Origin of the sequence: Dendronalium sp. ChiSLP03b, from assembly GCF_034531165.2 — a bacterium.
Classification (GTDB): domain Bacteria; phylum Cyanobacteriota; class Cyanobacteriia; order Cyanobacteriales; family Nostocaceae; genus Dendronalium; species Dendronalium minutum.
Genome location: NZ_JAVRBR020000119.1, coordinates 56458 through 77846, shown reverse-complemented (window position 1 = coordinate 77846; position 21389 = coordinate 56458). Strand labels below are relative to the sequence as shown.

The following is a 21389-nucleotide window of genomic DNA, read 5'->3' as shown; positions in this document are numbered from 1 at the left end:
GCGCTATGCCAAGTTCTACCTTAATTTGGCTCATGGCAGGAGCAGTTCTGTGTTTAACGGAACTGTTATTACCATCGGCTTTTGTTGCTTTCATGATGGGAATCAGTGCCTTTGTAGTGGCGCTGCTGTCTCTAGTGGGTTTAAGTATATGGCTACAAGTTACTATTTGGCTATTGCTTTCCACAGTTCTGGTTGTGCTTTCTCGGCGGTTTTTGCAACCACGACGACGCAACTCTAAAATTCAGGATGCAATTATAGCTGAAACCTTAATAGAAATTCCTGCTGGGCAGACAGGGCGGGTGCTATATGAGGGAAATTCTTGGCGAGCAAAGTGTGACGATGAAAAACTCAGCATAGCACCCCATCAAAGAGTGTATGTGGTCAGAAGAGAAGGCACCACCTTAATTGTGGTGCCAGAAAACATTCTTAATCATTAGGAGTAGAGACGCGATTAATCGCGTCTGTACAAGAGTCAGGAGTTTTATTTCTTCTGCTTTCCCTATTTCCTCATCCGCCTCATCTCCCACATTTCCCTCATCTATTTTCAAGTTTTAATACTCAAATATCAGGAGACGTACAATGGAACAGATATTTTTACTTATTTTTTTAGCCCTTGGTGGTTCTGCTGTGGCAGGTTCTGTTAAAGTCGTCAGTCAGGGCAATGAAGTTTTAGTGGAAAGATTGGGTAGTTTTAACAAAAAATTGGAACCAGGGTTAAGCTTTGTGCTTCCTTTCCTCGATAAAATCGTCTATCGAGAAACTATCCGCGAAAAAGTTTTAGATATTCCTCCCCAAAAATGCATCACCCGTGACAACGTGGGTATTGAGGTGGATGCTGTAGTTTACTGGCGCATCGTGGATATGGAAAAGGCCTGGTATAAGGTAGAAAATCTCCAGTCGGCAATGGTGAACTTGGTACTTACTCAAATTCGCTCGGAAATGGGGCAACTAGAGTTGGATCAAACCTTTACCGCCCGTTCCCAAATTAATGAACTTTTATTACAAGATTTAGACATTGCCACCGATCCTTGGGGCGTGAAAGTCACACGGGTAGAACTGCGAGATATTATCCCCTCTCAAGCAGTGCGGGAGTCTATGGAATTACAAATGTCGGCGGAACGACGCAGACGAGCAGCTATTTTAACATCCGAGGGCGATCGCGAAGCTGCTGTCAATAGTGCTAGAGGTAAAGCCGATGCTCAAATTTTGGATGCTGAAGCCCGTCAAAAAGCCGTAATTTTGCAGGCAGAAGCGGAACAAAAAGCGATCGTTTTGAAAGCTCAAGCTGAACGTCAGCAGCAAGTTCTCAAAGCCCAAGCCATTGCTGAGTCAGCGGAACTGATTGCCCAAAAAATGAACAGTAGTCCCGGTGTCCACAAAGCAGTGGAAGTTCTATTTGCCTTGGGCTATTTAGATATGGGCGCAACAATTGGTAAAAGCGATAGCAGCAAGGTCTTATTTATAGATCCGCGCACTATCCCTGCTGCTTTCGAGGGTATGCGCTCTATTATCTCAGATGGTCAGGTTGATTCTAACGAGTTGTTTTCTGGGCAAATAACAGGAGCCAACAATCGTACTAGTTGATGAGATTGGGGGATGAGGGAGACGCAAAGACACGGGGACGCGGAGATGGGGCAACGCGGAGAGAAGTTGCGTGTAGGGTTTCCCCCTTGAGCAAACTTCGGAGGACACAGAGAAATTATTTAAAAATTCTCTCCTCTGCACGCCAGTTGCTTCAAGTCGGCAGAGCCGCCCAACGCACTGGCTTCCCTCTGCCCCTCTGCCTCTCTGCCCCTCCGCCCCTCTGCCTATTCACCAATCTCAGCAGTTTGATTTATCTGGCATTGACCGCACAAACCAAAAAACTCAAGGGTGTGATAAAAAATTTTAAACTTATGGCTGGACTGTAACTGATCTTCTAAATCGTGGACAGGGCATTGATGAATTGGAATGGAGGTACCGCATTGCAGGCAAGTTAAGTGGTGTTTGTCTTGCTGCGCTAGGCTATAAAGAGCTTCACCGTTAGCCAAAGTCCGCAGTTGCACCATACCTTCCAGTTTTAAAGCTTCTAAGGAGCGGTAAACTGTCGCTAGTCCCATACTCTGATTGCAATTACGTAGTTCGACGTAAATATCCTGGGCAGAAATGCCCTGTTTGATAGTTTTCAACAGGTTTAAAATACGCTCTTGACTGCGGGTGCGTATGACTCTCATAGACAATTGCTTAAATTTGCCACTGTAAGGGAAGCTGTTATATGGCTAACTAATAAATTAACTGTAACGGCTCCATAATCTTATTTTTACTCAGTTGGAGCAGAAAGTCATAGCATGGCGATCGCAGCATTCAACAAAAGCCTGTGTGCAACAAGTATCTAAATTTAGCCACAATCTAAATTTCATAGTACCAAATGTCTTCTTCTTTCAGCACAATTCGATGTAGAGATAAACGGTTTATTAAGCCTTCTTGCTCAAATTGCCCCAAGACACGAGTAATTGTCACGCGAGTGGAACCCAGCATCTCAGCTAAATCTTCATGAGTGAGACGCATATCTATTAAACGTCCTTTTTCAACTTCCGAACCAAACTTTTTCGATAACCATGCCAGTAGCTTAATAAGCATGGTATCCACTTTTTTATAACTCCGAATGACCATTAATTCTTCAGCCTGCTGGATGTGGGCAAGTAGAGTCTCTGTCGGTTGATGCCAATCTTCTAGTGGTAAGACTGTCGCTTCCACTTTCGTCAGACATTCCATCTGATATGGTTCTAATTTTGACAAAGCTTTGCCCACAATATCTCCGCAGCCCCACAATCCTAAAGCAACGGTTGTACCATCTTCTAAATAAGTAAAAGTCCGAACAAAACCTGTTTCAATCTTCCAAAGACTATTTTGGTACTCTGGAAGAAATGACCGACGTGTAAAAAGCTGTTTAGTGTTTGTACTGGCTTGGTTAGTAAAGCTTGAGTATAAAGACACCATGGTATATAATACAGTTTTACGATAGACTAACCGTAGTATATATATATTAGGTAATAAAAGCCTATAGGAACTCAAAGAAATAAATTATATTGCGCCCTTGGTTGTTAACAGTCAACTGTTAGCAATTGCCTAGTGGTATTTTTTGATTTGAAAGTCCCCAAGATTATTGTTGAAGTTCGGCGATCGCATCCATAACTTGTTGATAATACTGGAGATTTCCTTCTAAATAATAGATATCAGCAGATTTTTGGAAATCGGTAATTGCTCCTTGATAGTCCTCCAAACTGCGGAGAATATCAGCCCGCAGGATGTAGGCTAAAGCCCAATGAGGCTGAAGTTGCAAAGCTTGGTCTAAATCTGTCAGCGCTCCTTGTAAGTCTCCTAATAGAGAAAGGGTACGACCCCGATTGTACCAGTCTTCAGCAAAGCTAGGGTTGATAGCAATTGCCCGATCGTAATCTTCAATTGCCCCTTGATAGTCTTGCAGGACATAGCGAGCATTGGCGCGATCGCTATAAAATGCTGCAACTTGGGGATTTATTTGCAATGCTTGGGTGTAGTCTGCAACTGCACCCTGATAATCTTCTTGTGCATAACGCAGCGAACCTCGGTTATAGTAAGCTTCTACTAAATTGGGATTAATCTGTAAAGCTTTGTTGTAATCTGCCATCGCTCCTTGTTGTGTTCCCAAAAGGCGACGGGCATTACCCCGATTACAGTAAGCTTGGGAAAAGTCAGGAAATAGCTCTATTGCTTGAGTGTAATCTTTTACTGCCCCATGATAGTTTTGCAGGACTTCGCGGGCAACACCTCGGCCGTATAAAGCTTCTACTAAATCGGGATTAATCTGCAATGCTCGATCGTAATCTTCAGTAGCTTGTTGATAATCTCCCAGTTGGCGATGAGCAGTAGCGCGATCGCAGTATCCTTCAGCTAGATCGGGATTGAGTTCCAAAAGTCGATTGCTATCTGCAATAGCTTGTTGATAATCTCCCAGTTGACGATAAACATTAGCCCGGAAACCGTAAACTAAAGCTAAATTAGGATTTTGCTGCAATGCTAGGCTAAAGTCTTCAATAGCTCCCTGATAGTCTCCTATATTTTCTCGCACCAGACCCCGCTCGCAGTACGCTTGTGCATCATCAGGATTCAGCTTCAGAGCTAAGTTAAAGTCCTCAATTGCTGTTTGATAGTCTTTCAAGTAAGCACGAACAAGACCCCGATTGTAGTACGCTAACGCAAAATTGGGGTAAATTTCTAAAGTGCGATTGTAATCCTCAATTGCGCCTTGGTAATCTTGTAGCGTATAGCGGGTATTACCTCGGTTGTGGTAAGCCTCTGCCAAGTCAGGATTTAACTGTAATGCCCGGTCATAATCGGCGATTGCTTGCTGATATGCTCCTAAAGTATGGTAAGCACTACCACGACTGCTGTAGGTCGCGGCAGAATAAGGATGCCACTGTAAAGCTTGCTGAAAATCTGCGATCGCTTTTTGATTATCTCCGCGTTCGCTACGCTCAACACCTCGATAATGAAATGCCTTGGCAATATCAAAGTGTATATAATTGGCTAACTCAGTACTCAGCTCTATTGTTTGGTGATAATCTGCGATCGCGTTGTTATAGTCTCCTAAGAGAAAGTAAGCATTACCTCGACTGTGGTACGATTGTGCGAACTGAGGATTGAGTTGTAACGCCTGATGATGATCGGCGATTGCTCCTTCGTAATCTTCTAAAAAGTAACGAGCATTGGCTCGATTGTAGTAGGCTTCAGCAAAATCAGGATTGATTTCTATGACTCGCTCAAAGTCAGCGAGCGCTCCTTGATAATCTTTGAGTTCAGCGAGAATCAAACCTCGGTTATAGTAGGCTTCTATGTAGTCATAATTGAGCTTGATTGCCTGCGTATAATCTGCGTAGATGCAAAGCAGCTTGTCGTCAGACATCGCTCCTTGATAGTCCCCTTGCAGACTTTTGTTTAATCCCTGGTTAAAAAAATCATCAGCATTCATCTAATTTCTTTGAGTTGAGATACTCCCGTTCCCAATTGTAGGCCTGTTGTATTTTTTGAAAAGTGCTATTAGATGGCTGAAAGCTGACAAACTGTTGTACTGCGATCGCTTGGTAGCTTATACAGACTCCTAAGATCGCAGTTTAAGAGGGCGATCGACCCACACTACAATTAGTTGATTTCTGCCAGGAATCATGGAATGTGACAGTAGGTGCATTAGCGGTGAGTACAACTTCCCCTTTAGCATTTATTGCCCATCCTGTAGCTTCTACAATACTTGTTGGGGTGGAGTTAGTCAGATTTTTGCCCACAGTGACACTAGAAGAAGTTTCTCTAATGTCGGGAGTAATCCAATCTGCTAGAACAGCATCAGCGTTAAGCGTTTCGGTGGGACTAGGAGGTAAGCCGCCACGTCCAGTAACGGTAAAACTGTTTTGCTTTCGTCGTGCGATCGCTTGACATACTTGAGCTAGTTTAGGCTCAACTGGTTGAGTTGGTAAATTGATGAATTCTGGGCTAAGTTCAATATCGGGGGTATTGATTTCAATAGTGCCGTTTACTCCACGCTCGGAACTGGCAGTGATATCACTTGTGAATCGGTTGTTTATTTTGCGAGGTTGCGTGCCGAAAACACGAAAAGCATCAATCTGGATGTTGCCACCGTTGCCTTTATAAGCATTAGCACTGATGTCGCTATCTTCATCAGGAACAGCAACTATGAAGCCATTAGGGGTATTAATAGTAATATTGCCACCATTTCCACCACCACTAGCATCAGTGCCTGCCGTAGTAGAAATTTGACTACGATTGCGTAACAGTAACAAATTCCGTAATTCTAACGTAATATCACCACCATTACCTGACTTAGTTGTGGCGAGTAGTTGTCCTCCTCTATCCAAATGAATCTCATAAGCTGTAATTTTCAAGTTGCCTGCATTCGCTGATGCTCCTTCAGCACTCACAGTGACTTGAGCCTCATCTACAATCAACTGCCGTGTAGTAAGCGATAAAGAACCTGCATTTCCGCCACCTCGACTCCGAACATACAAGCCACTGGGAAAACCATTTGGTGCTTTTCCACTCAGTTCCACATCAGAAGCTTTTATAGTCAGGCTTCCACCATTGCCACTACTATTTACCGTAGTACCAGCTGCTACTACCGAGCCATCCCGAACAATCAATGTAGGGGTGACGATGGTTAAGGAACCTGCATAGCCCCTATCTTCAGTCTGAGCAAACAAGCCATTAGGACGATTAAAAGCTGAAGACCCACTTAGTTTTACAACCTCTGAGGCGGTCACTTCTAAATTTCCCCCTCGACCTTTACCCTTTCGCGCACTAGCTGCTACGTTTGCCCCATTCTCAACAATTAATCGTCCCGTTTCAACGGTCAAGCTGCCTGCCGAACCTCCACTATAAGTCTCAGCAAATAAAGCGCTGGGATTACCTGCTTTCAACTTACCCTTGGGTATTTCTCCGCTCACTTTTACAGAGTCAGTTGCCCTTACTACTACACTTCCTCCGTCACCCGTCGCATTCTCACGAACAGAAGCTTTTACTTGCGAGCCATTTTGAAGAGTTAACTGCTCTGCTTGGATGGAGATTCCCCTGCCGTTTTGACTCCCCAGAGTGTCTGCGAAAACTTGTGACGCATCATTAAGCGCGATCCGTTTTCCCTGTAGCTGAATATAACCGCCGCCCTCACCACTAACATCAATTCGAGCTTGATTTATAAACGATACATCTGCTAAAGCTACGTCATTAGGAAAGCTCAAGGGGGGGTTATTATTACCTAGATTTAGTCCTATTGTTCCTGTTCCAAATAAACCTCCCAATGCGATCTGACCATTGGGTGCTAGTAGATTATTACGCTCTAGGCTGACGTTGCCACCATCTAGAGTAACGTTGCCACCTACCAACGCCAGAGTTTTACCTGTTGGGACTTCTAGTGTCCCCTGTAGATTAATATCTTTGCCAATTTTCTCAAATTGCAAACCAAGCGGTACGCTTACCGTCAGTAGGGGTGATTGGGGAGTAGTTGCACTAAAAACAGTGCGATCGCTAAACTTGATGCTGCTAGCTGTACTAGCCACAAACGAACCACCTACTTGAAGTGTGGCTTTTTGTCCAAAAATGATTCCATTGGGATTAATCAAAAATAAATTAGCATTAGAACCAACAGAAGTCTCAAGCTTGCCTAAAATTTCCGAGTGGTTACTACCCGTCACTCTGACTAGAATATTTTGTATATTGTTGGGACTCAAGAAAATAGCTGAGCGTCCTTCTTGAACGTTGAATTCCTGAAAACTATGGAACAAATTGTTGCCGCGAGTTGCACCGCCCGTCAGCGCTTCAGCCGGGTTATTAAGGTAGTTTTCGATAACTTGAGAGTTTTCAGTTCCTAAATTTGTATCAGGAGTAATGAGACTTTGGGCAAAGGCAGAATTTGTAAAACAAGAGGCAATGCCGAGGGCTAATGCTCCAGCAGTTGCGAAAGAACCTGCTAAACTTAGTCGCAAAGAGCAACCTTTACCGCTTTGAGTCATTTCAAAATCTGCCTCTTATTTAAAACTACTAAGTTGCATTCACAAAGAACTGAGTTCATCACTACTTGTGACAAAACCGCATCTCCACCTCTCTAGACCAGTAGCAGACTGAAATTTAGCAACTATAGGACTTATATTTGATTTTTGCGAAGCGAAGTACAATTCAAAGAGCTTTTTTCCTGTTGCCTTTCGAGTGACGCTCCTTGTCTGGTGGGTTCGCTACACTTAGCTTGCTTCCCCATAGAGGTACGTCGCTAAAGCTGCGTTAACAGCAGTTGCTCATGGAGGAAAATCCCAAGTAGAGCAACTGGCGTTCAGAATTGGGAAGTAAAACAGGCTTTATTCTTGCTACCAGACTTAGGTTGTGTACTCTACTAATTTGAAATCTGCTGTATCAACCTTGTAGATTACCTGGAATGACCTAGAGAAGTCGTCGGAGTGAGCAAATGGTTCTTGGGGCTGATTGGGCTTTGGTTGTAAAGAGGTAGAAGGCTTTTGTTCAGACTCATCAGGAGTCGATAGGTCTTGAGATGGATTAGGGATTGGTGGTGCTGAAGGAGATGGTCTTTTTTTTCTTCGGAAGATTACAGGCCAGTCATTACCCGTATCGGTGGCCAAGATAGCTCCCTCAATCTTATCTAAAGCAGATACTAATCTTAATACCCAAAATTGAATCATATATCAATTTACCTCTTCCAAAAAATCGGAATTGAGTCAAAAATTTGGTAATCAATTGCGGCAAATTCACAAAACCAATCAGCACATTAAAAATCAGGAGACTTTCTCGATCGGAATTTTGTGTATCCGTTTATATGTACGGCTTTAATCTAAGTTTTATGCAGCGGTCGAAAATTTGTTACACAACTTTATATAACATTTATTAGGTAAATGAAGTACATGGGTATGGGCGTTCTCAAGAGCGTTCCCAAAAGGTATGTTGTATCCTACGCCCTTAGAAAAATCTATACTGCCCCAAGTTTGAATCTGTTATTTGTTAATTAAGCACGATTTTTTGGGAATTATGTATAGCAGTACTCTTAGGAGCATAGCCATTAAAGTAGGTAATGGCTATGATGTGGGGTAATATCTGCAAATCTAACGAGGGCAGCTTAGCTATCGCTAGTGCATCTATATAGTCACTTATTTTGCCTACAATATCGCATCAAGCTATGTGATTGATGCTCCTGACAAACAACTCGATATAATTTCATATATCTGTTGCTATTCTTTAGAAACTTTTGATTTGGGTGTATGGATTGAACTAAGTTTAAGTTATGGCACTTCAGTTGAAAGTAGCTACAAATGGAAAGATGGGGAGAATGATTGATAGTTGTAATTTATTGAATTAGTATTATCCCTTAATTTTCGTTTGATTACAGGTATATAACATGGCAATAACACTGACTATATTTGTCTATCATTGTGACCCCTCAAGCAAACTATGGATTGAGAAAGACAAGTAGTAAAGCAGGATGACGCTAGCTTAACAAGCGATTACACTGTGGTTAGTGTCAATCGGCTGTTGCTAAAAACAACACTTAGATAAATTTAATGACATTGTTAATTATTTCTAACATCTAAACCTGCTATATCAAAAATTACCTATGTCAGTGCATAAACGTAGTTTTGGCGAGACCGCTGATTTGATTATTAGTGTTAATAACCAAGAAAGTCGCCACTTGCAACCAAATTCTGCCCCTATGGGCGCTCTTGCCAGAAGAAAGGGAACTATCTCTACGTTTCTTGCTCCCCTGACTCAGGACACGTTTAAACAGGTTGTCACGGAAGTTGAGCAAAAATTACAGATTGTTCATCAAACTCTGTCAATGTTAGATTCTCATGGGTTTGAGACAATATTGCAAGAAATGTTGCACTCGATCACCTTAAAAACTGGAGAATTATTAGGAGCAGACCGGACAACTATATTTTTATTAGATGAAGAAAAACAAGAACTTTGGTCAATTGTAGCTGAGGGAGAAGGCGATCGCTCTCCAGAAATTCGCGTCCCAGCAGATAAAGGCATTGCTGGTGAGGTTGCCACTTTTAAAGAAGTAATTAATATTCCCTTTGATTTTTATAACGATCCGCGTTCAGTATTTGCTCAACAACAAGAAAAAAGAACTGGCTACCGCACTTACACAATGCTAGCTTTGCCGCTACTGAATGAACAAGGGCGATTAGTAGCAGTGGTGCAATTACTCAATAAATTAAAACCGCTCCCCAATCCAGAGGCTCCCCTCTCAGAGCGCATTGATACTATAGGCTTTACCGCAGTTGATGAACAATTATTTCAGGAATTTGCGCCTTCAATTCGCTTGATTTTGGAGTCGTCGCGCTCCTTTTATATGGCCACTCAAAAACAAAGAGCGGTAGCAGCGTTGATGAAGGCAATTAAGTCTTTAAGTCAAAGCAGTCTTGACTTAGAAGATACTCTCAAGCGAGTGATGGATGAAGCCAAGGAACTAATGAATGCCGATCGCAGTACCCTATGGCTCATAGACCGCGACAGCCATGAATTGTGGACGAAAATCACTCAAGACGATGGTTCAACTAAAGAGTTACGAGTACCGATAGGTAGGGGTTTTGCTGGCATTGTTGCTGCATCTGGTAAAAAACTAAATATTCCTTTTGACTTATACGAACATGCTGACTCGGAAACTGCCAAACAACTTGACCAGCAAAATGGCTATCGCACCTGTAGTTTACTTTGTATGCCAGTATTTAACGCCGACCAAGAATTGATTGGCGTTACCCAACTAGTAAATAAAAAAAAATCAGTGGATTGTCCTCATTACGATCCGGCTAGTTGGCCTAAAGCTCCCGAATGTTTCCAAGCTAGTTTTGACCGCAATGATGAAGAGTTCATGGAAGCTTTCAATATCCAAGCGGGGGTAGCATTGCAAAATGCCCAGTTGTTTGCCACCGTTAAGCAACAAGAGCAAATGCAGCGGGATATTTTGCGTAGTCTTTCCAATGGTGTAATTTCCACTGATAAAGCCGGGTCAATTATCGCTGCCAATGAAAGTGCTAAACGCTTGCTAGGGTTAGAAACAGAAGACCGTTTAGAAGGTAAATTAATTAGTGATGCGATCGCTATTAAAGAAGGCAACTTTAGTAAATGGTTTCAGAATGCTTTACATGGAACTGACTTGAAATGCCGCCAGCAATATTACCCAGACCGCACACTAGTAAGTAGTGGTCCAGAACAGCATAGTATTAATTTATCAATTAACTCAATTGCTGATGCCAGCGATCAACAGCAAGTTCGTGGCGCACTAGTTGTCATGGAAGATATTAGTGATGAGAAGCGCCTCAAGAGTACGATGTATCGCTACATGACTCAGGAACTAGCAGAAGAATTATTGAAATTGGATGACGCTAAACTAGGAGGCGATCGCAAAGAAGTTTCGATTTTATTTTCTGATATTCGCGGCTACACCACTTTAACAGAAAACCTAGAAGCTGAAGAAGTGGTGAGTATGTTAAATGAATATTTTGAATCGATGGTAGAAGCAGTCTTTAAACATAAAGGTACGCTAGATAAGTACATCGGTGATGCTATCATGGCTGTTTTTGGCTCTCCTCTACCATTAGAAGAACACGCTTGGATGGCAGTACAAACATCTCTAGAAATGCGCCATCGCTTATTTGAATTTAATCAACGTCGTTACGCGGCTAATAAACCTAGAATTAATATCGGCATTGGCATCAATTCCGACACTGTAATTAGTGGCAATATTGGCTCTAGTAAGCGGATGGAATTCACTGCTATTGGTGATGGTGTTAACCTTGGTTCTCGACTGGAAAGTGTCAGTAAACAGTACGGTTGCGACATTATTATCAGTCAGAACACTTTTCAACCCTGCCAAGAAAATATTTGGGCTAGAGAACTAGATTATATTCGCGTCAAAGGTAGAAATGAGCCAGTATCTATATACGAACTTGTAGGTTTGCGTTCCGATCCAATTCAAAGCGAAAAACTGCAAGTAATTGAGCATTATCACAAAGGACGCGAGTATTACCTCAAACGCGATTTTAATCATGCCAGAGCCGAATTTGCCCAAGTTTTAGCAGCTGATAATCAAGACAAAGCTGCAATGTTACATCTTTTACGTTGTCAGCATTGGTTGCAATCACCCCCAACAGAATTTGATTGGGATGATGGTGTCTGGACATTCAATGAGAAATAAAATCATGTCATTTCCCCAGCGAATGCTTTTCACCCAAGGCAGCGGGTGGACTGCATAAGGCTTGTAGCTAATTGTCAAAGATATTGTCATTAACAGAATTTATGAAAATGGAAGATAAAGGTTATAACATCGTGGTCTGATTATAAATATGAGTATAAAAAATATTAATCTCTCAGTCTTTTTTGTTAAAAAACTAATAATAGTTTTGGCATGTCTGGTGATTACAGGTACTTCATTTGCATCGGAATCTTCTAAATGTCAAGTAGTAGGGAATTTGTTTTGGCGAAAAAATGTATGGCAAGAAAATCAGTTTAATTCTTTGCCAATAGATATAATTCGTTCACCTAAAATAATAAATCGTGTCCTTCAAGAATTAAATTCAAATAGTATTCATAGTCAATCTATCTCGTCACAAGATCTAATTAACAATCTAAAGATTGAAACTATTGCAAATACAGATGTGTTAAAGATTTCATATTCACATTCAAATTTGAATTTAGCTGCAAAAGTTGTTAATAGTGTAATGAACCACTATCTTGAAGAAGATTTACTACAATTTCAACAGCAAGCAGCAGTATCAAAAAAAGTAATTGAAAATAATTTAGCTATAAAAATAAAAGAAATAAGGATTGCCGAACAAGTACTTCAAAAGTTATGCGAATCGAGACATACAAACCAAGAAGAAATCTCTCAATATCAAAATAATTTAAAGAATCTTAATACCGAATATGAAAATTTATTGATTAGGTTGCAGGAAATAAGTGTTGCAGAAAAGCAATCGAGAGGAAATGCTCGAATTATCTCTTTAGCAAGTTCCGATTGTAATAAATAATTGGCTTACTCTAAGCTCGACCTTTCACTGTTAACGCCAGAAGTCTCTAAACAACCAAGGTGAACTAAAGCCAAAGCCCCGACTGTAGAAATGCAACCGTCCAAAACCTAGGAATTGACCGTGAGATTTTTCACCTGGGGGAAAAGCTGTCACTCCAAATAAATAAACACCTGCAATTGTGGGATTTTGTAATGGCTTCAAACCAATGGTGATGGTTTTACCTGGAGATATCGCTGGGTCGAATGTTAGCGATAGTGTTTGTGTTTTGCGATCGCTTGTCGCATCTTTTAATCCTAATTTCTGTCCTTTGCGGGAGCGGTTACCTTCAAATGCGAAACTGTCCTTCAGGTCAAAGCGAACGTAGTCTGCTCCTTCACGCTGGTTAATTGTTATCCTTTGCAATGGTTCGCCCGCATTCTCTGGTAGGCTGACGGTAAAATAATATGTTGCACCCCATACATAAACATCGTTGTAGGTAGTTACTGCTTTAATAAGGCGCGGTGGTTGGGCGAAATATACTGTGCCATCTTGCAACTGAATTGCTTGACTTGGCTGCAAAGCATATCCTTCCATCATAGCTATAGTTGCGATCGCTGTGCCCAATAAAATTTTCAGGCGCATTGCTCTACCTAGATGACTGAATTAGATAATATAACAGTTTTGAATCGGGTTGAACATACATAATTTATCGGGTTACATATCTGTGTACCCCTAAAACTATTACTAAACATTACAATTGATTTTGATAATTTAAATATTTTACAAAAAAATTAATATTTAGTATAAATACATCGAAAAAATAACAATCATTACTTTTTGAGTTTGCAATTGTGTTTGTAAAAGATAATTGATATGTGTTGTCAAAATACTCTTGAAGTTACAAACTAAAAATACGACACAAGCAATTATCCTTATGAATACTCTTTCTACAGTTGAATTCAAGCGACCAATTTGGCAAACTGCTGTCATGTTTGCTTTGGGTTTTTGGCTAAGTGCTAGCGTGGTTTTAGATTGGGTAATTATGCCTAGTCTTTACTTTTCTGGTATGATGAGTCAAACAGGTTTTAGTACAGCAGGCTATGTGATTTTTTGGAATTTTAATCGCATAGAATTATTATCTGCCGCTGTAGTATTGACTGGCGTACTAGCTTTAAGAAAAACCCAATCTCGCTGGCATATTAGCGGCATTGTATTATCGATAATGCTCCTGGTCATAGCTCTGCTAGATACTTATTTCTTAACTCCGCACATGTCCGCTGTTGGAACTCATCTGAACCTTTTTGAAGCAGCATCTGCAATTCCAGCGCAAATGAATTTATTACACGGCAGTTATTTTGTACTAGAAGTAGTCAAATTAATAGCAGGTGGTGCCCTGTTAAACTGGTGCTGGCGGCAACAAGTTTAGGCAGAATAGGCAAGTTTAACAACGAGAATGCCGACTTTTAAATCTATTAGGAAGACGCAAAAAAGAACTTTGCGTCTTTCTTTGTTACGGTGTTTCTTCAGAATCGGGTGATGCGTCATTGTTAAATAAAAGCAGGCGTGCAGCGAGGATGGCAAATCCGACAGCAGCGATCGCTTTCAATATACGTGTAGGTAAAAATTCTGCTACGGCTCCTCCTGCTAATGCTCCCAAAAGGCTGGTGAGCAGCAGTGCGCTTGCTGTGCCGAAAAATACTGCGCGTGGAGATTGACAACGGCCTGAAAGCGCGATCGCAGCTAACTGACTTTTATCACCTAATTCTGACAAAAAAACTGTAACGAAGCTCAGACCTAAAAGATGCCAGTCCATAAGATTAAGGGGAGTGGGGAGATGAGGAGGACGCGGGGACAAGGAGAATAACTACTGACTAATAAATACATCCCAAAACAGCATTAAAGAGATTAACAGCAACATTACCCCTGCTGATTTTTCTACGGTTTTTGGGCTGAGTCTACTGGCTATCCAACTACCTAAAAGCACTCCTAATAAGCTTGTGGTTACTAATGCAGCCGCAGAACCTAAAAATACTACCCACGGCGAATGAGATTCCGCACTCATTAATAGGGTGGATAACTGAGTTTTGTCTCCAATCTCTGCGAGAAAGATGGTAATGAAGGTAGTGCCAAAAATTACCAAACCGGATTCCTGCTTTTTTTGACTATCAGCAACTAGAGGCTGAAGTGGCTCAATAATTGCAGTAGTTAAGTTAGATTCTAGGCTGTCTTCTAGTTCTGGTTGATATTCAGTCTGAGATGTGCCAGAAAGGCTCACAGGTGCGGAGTCAAGTTTCACAGGCAGTAGTTTTATTGCTAGAGAGCTTTCATATTCTTCTCATTTTCTCAGATTTTCGTAATAAATTGCAACCCTGTTGCATAAAACGGCATCTTTACAGACCAACAGCTTGGTTGAAGCGCAAGATTTCCAGACTGCGATCGCCATATACTGCTTCTATCTGTTGGCGACAGCAGTCAATGGCAAAATCGTTGAGTTCTTCAGGCTCAATCCCATACATATCTTGAAATGTTTCTGTTTCCACACGACAGAAACGCGGACGATTGGGGTAGATGCGGCATTCTCTGCTGGTATGGTCGAAGTTAACGCACCATCCACCTTCCCCTACCATGCTGAGATACTGTTCTAATTCTGCTGGTGAAAGATACTCATCCAAATCTGGACGCTCTGATGGGTCAAGATGACAGCAGGCTCCACATTGCTTTATACATTGCCAGTTTGCCATTTCATGTCTTTTCCTATAATTTTGTTAAGTAAATTAAATGTAACAGCCGATCCCCAGATATGATCGATTGCGGGCTTTGCAATTGAGTTATTAAATTTTTAAACCAGTTGGGAGGATAAGAGGAAAAATGTTAGACGGTATAATTAGCGCTTTCACCAGCATCAATTGGGAAGTTATTTTCCAACTACTATCTGTGGCACTAATCGTTCTTGCTGGCCCAGCGGTAATCTTTGTGCTGGCATTTCGCAACGGCAACCTGTAAGAGTGCTAAGTCACCGAAGTTTGCTCGGAGGGAGACTACGCCACTTCCTTCAAGTCGGCAAAGCCGCCCACCGGAGTGGCTCCTCCTTGCAACTTCTCGCTGAGTGCTGAGTGAAAAAAAGTGAGAATTTACTTGAAAACTCACAACTCAGGACTCAGCACTGACAATGCCTGAAGCGCAGCTTGAATGATGCTGTCATATTGCGATTGGGTGATATCAACCTCTATAGCTTCTTCACGATGAGTGCCCAGTAAACCGATTGTACGTCCTGGGTGCATAACTAAGACTTTGCCTTCAGAATTTTTAATTCTCAATTCTGGTAAAAAATCTTTTTGATAGATCCCACAACTATAATGTCGCTGCTTATACTGAAAGGTGGTTCTTAACGGTTTAGGTGGCGATGCGTAAAATAAGTGAGATTGAGGGAGCAGTTTGGGATAAATTGACTGCTCTTCTTTGTCATTATTTGGGAGTCTGACACCTTGTAACTCTAACTCAATGGAGGTGTCACCGTTAAAGTAATTTTCTCGCAGCTTATAAGCAACATCCACACGCGACGGTAGGGGGAAGTAGTCGCGCCAACGCCAAGCGATCGCTTTGATTTTATACTGTTGCTCATTGATAGTTTGGCTAAGTGTTAGCTTGATGTGACCTTTGCCAACGATTTGTTGCTCAACAACTTGGACATTAGGTGTCCAAAATACGGGATCGGGGTTATCGATACCGCAGGGATGGAGAGTATTTAGCTGTTGGTAAAGTTGCCGATCGATTTGATTAAGATTAGCTTCAGCATCAATTTTGAGTAGCGGCTTGAGGTGTTGGGGTTCTAGACAGTGGTTAGCGAATTCACACAAACGCGATCGCAACGCTGGTAAATTTTCTGCTGGTAAAGAAAATCCTCCAGCAGCTTTATGTCCACCAAATTTGCCAAGCAAGTCCTGACAATATTCCAAAGCTGCAAACACATAAAACTCAGGAATTCCCCGTGCTGAACCGCGAATATGTCCATCATCTTCATAAGTGCCAATGAATACGGGGACACCGTAGCGTTCTAGCAAGCGAGAGGCGACGATACCAATAACGCCGTGATGCCAATTCGGTTGGACAACTACTAATACTTTGTCTTGCTGTAAAGTGGTGATAAATTCTGTTTCTACATAGGCAATCGCTTCTTGTTCAATTTGCTCGCACATTTGCTGGCGAGTAGTATTTATTTGTTCGCACTGCATTGCTCTTTCTAGTGCGATTCCCATATCATCCGTAGTCAGCAATTCAATCACAGTTTGGGGATTACCAATCCGACCAATAGCATTAATGCGCGGCCCTAAGCGAAACCCAATATCCTCCGGCTTCAGCGATTTTGGATTTGAAGAGTTAGGAGTTAGGAGTGAAGAGTTAGCAATCTTGAACTCTTTCTCCCCCTCTCCCCCCGCTTCCCCTGCTCCCCTTACTCTCTCACTTCCCCTCGCCTGTACGCCAGCTACCTGAATCAACGCTTGGACTCCAGGTAAGTGGGATTTAGGTAAATGCTTTAAACCGCGTTTTACCCAGCGGCGGTTTACACCTGTTAAGGGAGCTAAATCTGCGATCGTTCCTAATGTAAATAGTGCTAGCATCGGCTGGATTAAGCCTTTAGTCTCGCCTAGTTGTTGTGCTAAACACACTGCCAGGATATAGGCAACACCAACACCAGCAACACCCCGATATGGTGAAGATTCTGCTATCAGTTTGGGGTTGAGGATGGCGTTAGCTGGTGGTAATTTTTGGGGAATGTCGTGGTGATCGGTGACTATTACTTTTAGTCCGAGTTCTCTAGCTCTGGCAATTGGTTCAAATGCGGAAATGCCATTGTCTACAGTTAGAATCAGTCCCACACCTTCGCCGTGGAATTCTTCGATGATGCGCTTGTTAATCCCGTAGCCTTCGTGCATCCGACTGGGGATAGCGTAATCCACCTTAGCTCCTAAAGTGCGGAGACTACGCAATAGTAGAGCAGTGCTAGTCATACCATCAGCATCGTAATCGCCGCAGATAGCTATTTTTTCTTGGGAAGCGATCGCATTTTGCAACAACTCCACACTCATCGCCAAATCCGGGAATTCCTCTAACGGCGAAGGCAAGACTAAAGACTCTGGATCTAAAAATGCTTGTGCTTGTTCTGGTGTTTCGATACCCCGATTAATCAACAACTGGCTGACAATAGGTGAGAGGTTTATTAAACCCGCCAGATATTGAGCAAATTCTGTTTTCTGTGGGTAAATTTGCCAGCGCTGATTTGGTAAGCGCCTCCGAGGTTTTGAGATTTCCGATACAGGTTTATCCAGCACAATACAAGTTAGGAGAGACGCGATGCCAGTTGCTACAACGGGGAGCCACTCCGTTGGGCGGCTTTGCCGACTTGAAGGAAGTGGCGTGGCAACCCCCGCAACGCACTGGCTCATTAATCGCGTCTGTACAGGAGTTAGGAGAATTTTAAAATATGTTCACTCTACCATCATCCATAATATACAACGAGCGATCGCCAGGTGAACGCCAAGTTGGACGAAGTTCTACCCGCAATGTGCCAAAGTTGGGTTTCGAGATATTTGCTTGTAGTGCTAAACCCGCTTCGTTCCAAAATATCAGAGATGTATTTGGCTCAGTACCTTCAATTTGTTCCATCTGTAATTCCTGTCCGGCGTTCAGGGGAATTGGGTTAGTACTGGAGGGTTTTTGGAGTTGGATCGGATTTGGTGTCTTATTTACTACTTGAACTTTGATACGTTGTCCTGGTTTAAATTGGATTGGGCCTTGACCGCATTTAGAGGCACAAGTTCCAGCTAGACTTATGTTGGAGTTATTGCTTGATACTAATAAAACGGTTGCAGCGACTAAAGCAACTGGCAGAAGTTTAAACATAATACATAGCCTCATTAGTAGTAATAAATATTACTCTAATAAGTCAGTGTTAAGCCTCAGCAGATTTTCCCGAATTAGAAATGTTAACGATAACTCATAACCACTACGAATGAGTTGGGGAATTCAACCTAGGTATCTGCTGAGTTCCCATTATCCTGAATCTCTAGTCTTTGATTATGCAGCCGATACCCTATAAATAATTCTGGAGATTGCCATCAAGACAGATAAACAATTATCTATGCGGTGAAATTACTGAAAACATCAAAAAAATAATGGGGTATTATATGTCTCAACTGATACGTGTAAAAAATTAATTTATCCGATAAAATGATGTCTAATTTTTTTAATTTTTATTCACATCCTTATAATTCCAATATAGCTAAAGGTATTTATATTTTAGACCAATATGTTAGACAAGATATTTGCGATGGTTACATCGTAAGTGAGCCAGATTATATATCTACGCTTATAAGTTATATAAGGCTGTTTTTGCGTAGTAATCAACTTGTGAAAAATATGTATACCTTCCAATCTTTAGACTCTAAAACCTTAGCTAAGAGTTCAGAACAAATCTTTGGGTGTGATGCACTTATATTAATCCGTGCTGGTAATCGGGCTAAAATTTGTATGTTTGAGGCTAAATTCCCAAGATTGAAATCTAATGGAAGTTGGGATAGTTATCAGAAAAGTAGTAACAAATCCCACTTTCACGATCAATTAACAAGACAACACGAGTGGTCATCATCGGCAACTATATGGGAACTATTTATTAATGATTATATTCCTGGATATTCATTAAAGGGATTCGACAAATATGGTTCAACTTGTATATGGCATCAAGATGCCTATAAATATAGCAAAGATGATATCGATAACAAACCTCCTTTCTATATTCGTGAAAATAGACAATCCGATCTTTGGGATAACGATCACCTCCAAGAATGTATAAAAAACTTACCTGATAACTCTTTAAATTTAGAAGATATTCTCAATTCCGTATTACTGGGTAAATAAGGAAAAGCAATTATAGTTAAGAATGATTTCATTAGTCTAGAATCTTCAGAAAATCAACAATCTATAGAAATACCTGTGACAACAGATTTAATAAGAGAAAATCAATTTAAAATATTAGAAAAAACTGGAATTAGCTTTTTTTTATTTATTGAAACTGAAAATATTTTATTTGATACAAATGTAGAGGGGGACTTAAATACAGATGAGATTCCTTTTTGATAAACATCTAAATATTTAACTGAGTTTTTGTGCAATTGCTGAATCCGAGTGTTAAAAACCATTAGCATCTTGTGGGAATCTCAGGATTCTGTTGAATAGCTTTTAGTAAAGCGTCACACTGGAGAGTGATAATTTCACAATCAGATTCAGCAGTTACAGTTGCAGACAAAATGCCATTGCCTAACAAGACAGGTGTAGTAGTGAAATTTGTTTTAGGGATGCCTGCATAGCATTATGTGGCAAAGCCTGGGCGATGTTGAATCCAAGGATTAGCGGCTTCTAGTTGGGCTGCTAGGCTGATGAGGGTGGCTTCAGCAGCAGGCTTACCAACTAGCTGCACGCTGATGGGTAAACCCTTACTATCAAAACCAACAGGGAGTGCGATCGCCGGCAGTCCGGTGGCATTAGCCGGTGGACAAGGAGCAACCCAGTTAATAATATTTTGGAATGTCTCTTCTGGACTCAGGGAAGCCCATTCCCCAACACGGATTGGTGAATGGAGATAAACTGGCAAAATCAGCACATCCACGGTATCGAAAAATGCCACAATTTGCCGTGCAATTATCTGCATTTGGTAAACTGCCTGGATGTACTCAGCAATCGTACCCGTTTTTGCCAACAACCAGCGATTCAACGGCTGCAATGCTTGTGGGGGAAGTCCTGATGCAGCCACCCCAGATTGCCACACGATTTGGAACGGTTCGACTAAGCCGCTAAAATCTGGACATTTTTGTTCAACTATGTGACCGAGTTGTTCTAATAACTGGACTGTTTGCAGGACACCTTGCTGACAGTTGGCATCAGCTTCTCCTAAGGGAGGCATACTGGTGGCAAAGGCAATTCGCAAAGCACCGGGTTTTGTTTGCGTAGCGGCTAGAAATGATGGTTCGGGATCTGGCAACCAGTAAGGATCGCCTGTGACATAGCCAGATATAGCATCTAACAAAGCAGCAGCATCAGCGACGGTACGGGCAATTGGCCCATTGGTAGAAATCCCCGCGAGGCGATCGCCTACTGGTGCTTTACTTACCCTTCCCCGCGATGGTTTGATACCCACTAAACCACAACAAGCCGCAGGCCCGCGAATCGAACCACCACCATCAGAACCTTGGGCGATCGCACACAATCCGGCTGCTACTGATGCTGCTGCACCACCACTGGAACCGCCGGGAGTGTATTCTAAATTCCAGGGATTTCTAGCTGGGGGTAATCCCGTAGGTTCACTGTAAGGACATGAACCCAATTCGGAAGTTGCGGTTTTACCGAGAATAATAAACCCAGCTTGCTTAATCCGCGTTACGACCCCATCATCATAGTCAGGAATATTATTCAGCAATACTAGATTTCCGTAGGTACAACGTACACCTGCCATGGCATTGAGGTCTTTAATAGAAATTGGCACACCAAAAAACGGTGGTAGTTCTGAGGTGATTGTCAGTAATTCTGTTTTAGCTTTGGCATCTGCGATCGCCAAATCTGCCGTCACCGTAAAATAACTTCCCAATTGGCAATTTAACAGATGAATCCGTTCTAAATATATTTCTACCAACTCAAGTGGTGATACTTCACGGCGACGTATTAACTGCGCTAACTCTAATGCTGGGGTAAAAGCTAAATCAATTTCATTCATAAGGTTAGTGATTGGGCAATTTTGTCTTTCTCTACAACTTTCAAACTGGACTTGTTACTTTAGCAAAATTTCCGGGAACCATAAATCTA

The 21389-nt window shown here is 41.8% G+C and carries 20 protein-coding genes and 1 pseudogene; 8 read left to right on the top strand and 13 right to left on the bottom strand.

Translation table 11 applies throughout. The annotated features are described in order from the left end of the window. Positions 1 to 5: 5 nt before the first annotated feature. Positions 6 to 437, top strand: a complete 432-nt coding sequence (locus tag RMY31_RS26730; RefSeq protein ID WP_322659779.1) for an NfeD family protein — start codon at positions 6 to 8, stop codon at positions 435 to 437. Between the two features lie 142 nt (positions 438 to 579). Further along, positions 580 to 1584, top strand: coding sequence for an SPFH domain-containing protein (locus tag RMY31_RS26725; protein ID WP_322659781.1), 1005 nt, complete (start codon positions 580 to 582; stop codon positions 1582 to 1584). 224 nt (positions 1585 to 1808) lie between these two features. Here the strand turns inward: RMY31_RS26725 and RMY31_RS26720 are convergent, their stop codons facing one another. The 5 genes from RMY31_RS26720 to RMY31_RS26700 form a co-directional block, all read right to left on the bottom strand. Then, positions 1809 to 2213, bottom strand: a complete 405-nt coding sequence (locus tag RMY31_RS26720) for a Fur family transcriptional regulator (protein ID WP_322659783.1) — start codon at positions 2211 to 2213, stop codon at positions 1809 to 1811. A gap of 175 nt (positions 2214 to 2388) precedes the next feature. After that, on the bottom strand, positions 2389 to 2979 hold the full coding sequence (locus RMY31_RS26715; RefSeq protein WP_322659784.1) for a Crp/Fnr family transcriptional regulator: 591 nt from the start codon (positions 2977 to 2979) through the stop codon (positions 2389 to 2391). Between the two features lie 163 nt (positions 2980 to 3142). Beyond that, positions 3143 to 4990, bottom strand: a complete 1848-nt coding sequence (locus tag RMY31_RS26710) for a tetratricopeptide repeat protein (protein WP_322659787.1) — start codon at positions 4988 to 4990, stop codon at positions 3143 to 3145. Between the two features lie 142 nt (positions 4991 to 5132). After that, the gene (locus tag RMY31_RS26705; RefSeq protein WP_322659790.1) at positions 5133 to 7535 is read right to left on the bottom strand and encodes a filamentous hemagglutinin N-terminal domain-containing protein; all 2403 of its coding nucleotides are present in this window, start codon (positions 7533 to 7535) and stop codon (positions 5133 to 5135) included. A 357-nt stretch (positions 7536 to 7892) separates the two neighbouring features. Then, complete coding sequence (locus tag RMY31_RS26700) at positions 7893 to 8213, bottom strand: hypothetical protein (RefSeq protein WP_322659792.1); 321 nt, start codon at positions 8211 to 8213, stop codon at positions 7893 to 7895. A gap of 926 nt (positions 8214 to 9139) precedes the next feature. Between RMY31_RS26700 and RMY31_RS26695 the strand changes: the two genes are divergently transcribed. Both RMY31_RS26695 and RMY31_RS26690 read left to right on the top strand, forming a co-directional pair. Further along, a complete protein-coding gene (locus tag RMY31_RS26695; protein WP_322659794.1) occupies positions 9140 to 11725 on the top strand; it encodes a GAF domain-containing protein in 2586 nt (861 codons plus the stop codon). Positions 11726 to 11873: 148 nt separating this feature from the next. Next, complete coding sequence (locus RMY31_RS26690) at positions 11874 to 12557, top strand: hypothetical protein (protein WP_322659796.1); 684 nt, start codon at positions 11874 to 11876, stop codon at positions 12555 to 12557. A gap of 30 nt (positions 12558 to 12587) precedes the next feature. Here the strand turns inward: RMY31_RS26690 and RMY31_RS26685 are convergent, their stop codons facing one another. After that, the gene (locus RMY31_RS26685; RefSeq protein WP_322659798.1) at positions 12588 to 13178 is read right to left on the bottom strand and encodes a DUF2808 domain-containing protein; all 591 of its coding nucleotides are present in this window, start codon (positions 13176 to 13178) and stop codon (positions 12588 to 12590) included. A 292-nt stretch (positions 13179 to 13470) separates the two neighbouring features. On the opposite strand from RMY31_RS26685, the gene RMY31_RS26680 reads away from it, so the two are divergent. Beyond that, entirely contained in the window at positions 13471 to 13962 is a 492-nt protein-coding gene (locus tag RMY31_RS26680; protein WP_322659800.1) for a DUF4149 domain-containing protein, read from the top strand. A gap of 84 nt (positions 13963 to 14046) precedes the next feature. Here RMY31_RS26680 and RMY31_RS26675 read toward each other — a convergent pair whose 3' ends face one another. The 3 genes from RMY31_RS26675 to RMY31_RS26665 all read right to left on the bottom strand — a co-directional run bounded on the left by RMY31_RS26675 (position 14047) and on the right by RMY31_RS26665 (position 15277). After that, a complete protein-coding gene (locus tag RMY31_RS26675) occupies positions 14047 to 14349 on the bottom strand; it encodes a TMEM165/GDT1 family protein (protein ID WP_322659802.1) in 303 nt (100 codons plus the stop codon). Between the two features lie 51 nt (positions 14350 to 14400). Continuing rightward, the gene (locus RMY31_RS26670; protein WP_322659803.1) at positions 14401 to 14832 is read right to left on the bottom strand and encodes a TMEM165/GDT1 family protein; all 432 of its coding nucleotides are present in this window, start codon (positions 14830 to 14832) and stop codon (positions 14401 to 14403) included. Positions 14833 to 14926: 94 nt separating this feature from the next. Next, positions 14927 to 15277: a YkgJ family cysteine cluster protein gene (locus RMY31_RS26665; RefSeq protein WP_322659804.1), complete on the bottom strand. Its 351-nt coding sequence runs from the start codon at positions 15275 to 15277 to the stop codon at positions 14927 to 14929. A gap of 127 nt (positions 15278 to 15404) precedes the next feature. Between RMY31_RS26665 and psb30 the strand changes: the two genes are divergently transcribed. Next, the gene (gene psb30 / locus RMY31_RS26660) at positions 15405 to 15539 is read left to right on the top strand and encodes a photosystem II reaction center protein Ycf12/Psb30 (RefSeq protein WP_322659806.1); all 135 of its coding nucleotides are present in this window, start codon (positions 15405 to 15407) and stop codon (positions 15537 to 15539) included. 140 nt (positions 15540 to 15679) lie between these two features. Here the strand turns inward: psb30 and RMY31_RS26655 are convergent, their stop codons facing one another. Together RMY31_RS26655 and RMY31_RS26650 are read right to left on the bottom strand one after the other, a co-directional pair. After that, on the bottom strand, positions 15680 to 17866 hold the full coding sequence (locus RMY31_RS26655) for a single-stranded-DNA-specific exonuclease RecJ (protein ID WP_322659895.1): 2187 nt from the start codon (positions 17864 to 17866) through the stop codon (positions 15680 to 15682). 145 nt (positions 17867 to 18011) lie between these two features. Then, on the bottom strand, positions 18012 to 18437 hold the full coding sequence (locus RMY31_RS26650; RefSeq protein ID WP_322659808.1) for a hypothetical protein: 426 nt from the start codon (positions 18435 to 18437) through the stop codon (positions 18012 to 18014). A gap of 327 nt (positions 18438 to 18764) precedes the next feature. Between RMY31_RS26650 and RMY31_RS26645 the strand changes: the two genes are divergently transcribed. Together RMY31_RS26645 and RMY31_RS26640 are read left to right on the top strand one after the other, a co-directional pair. After that, the gene (locus tag RMY31_RS26645; protein WP_322659810.1) at positions 18765 to 19451 is read left to right on the top strand and encodes a hypothetical protein; all 687 of its coding nucleotides are present in this window, start codon (positions 18765 to 18767) and stop codon (positions 19449 to 19451) included. A 75-nt stretch (positions 19452 to 19526) separates the two neighbouring features. Beyond that, entirely contained in the window at positions 19527 to 19670 is a 144-nt protein-coding gene (locus tag RMY31_RS26640; RefSeq protein WP_322659812.1) for a hypothetical protein, read from the top strand. A gap of 26 nt (positions 19671 to 19696) precedes the next feature. On the opposite strand, the pseudogene RMY31_RS26635 reads toward RMY31_RS26640, so the two are convergent. Then, positions 19697 to 19863, bottom strand: a pseudogene (locus RMY31_RS26635) (Crp/Fnr family transcriptional regulator); the annotation flags it as partial. A 39-nt stretch (positions 19864 to 19902) separates the two neighbouring features. Next, entirely contained in the window at positions 19903 to 21300 is a 1398-nt protein-coding gene (locus tag RMY31_RS26630; protein WP_322659814.1) for an amidase, read from the bottom strand. Positions 21301 to 21389 lie beyond the last annotated feature (89 nt).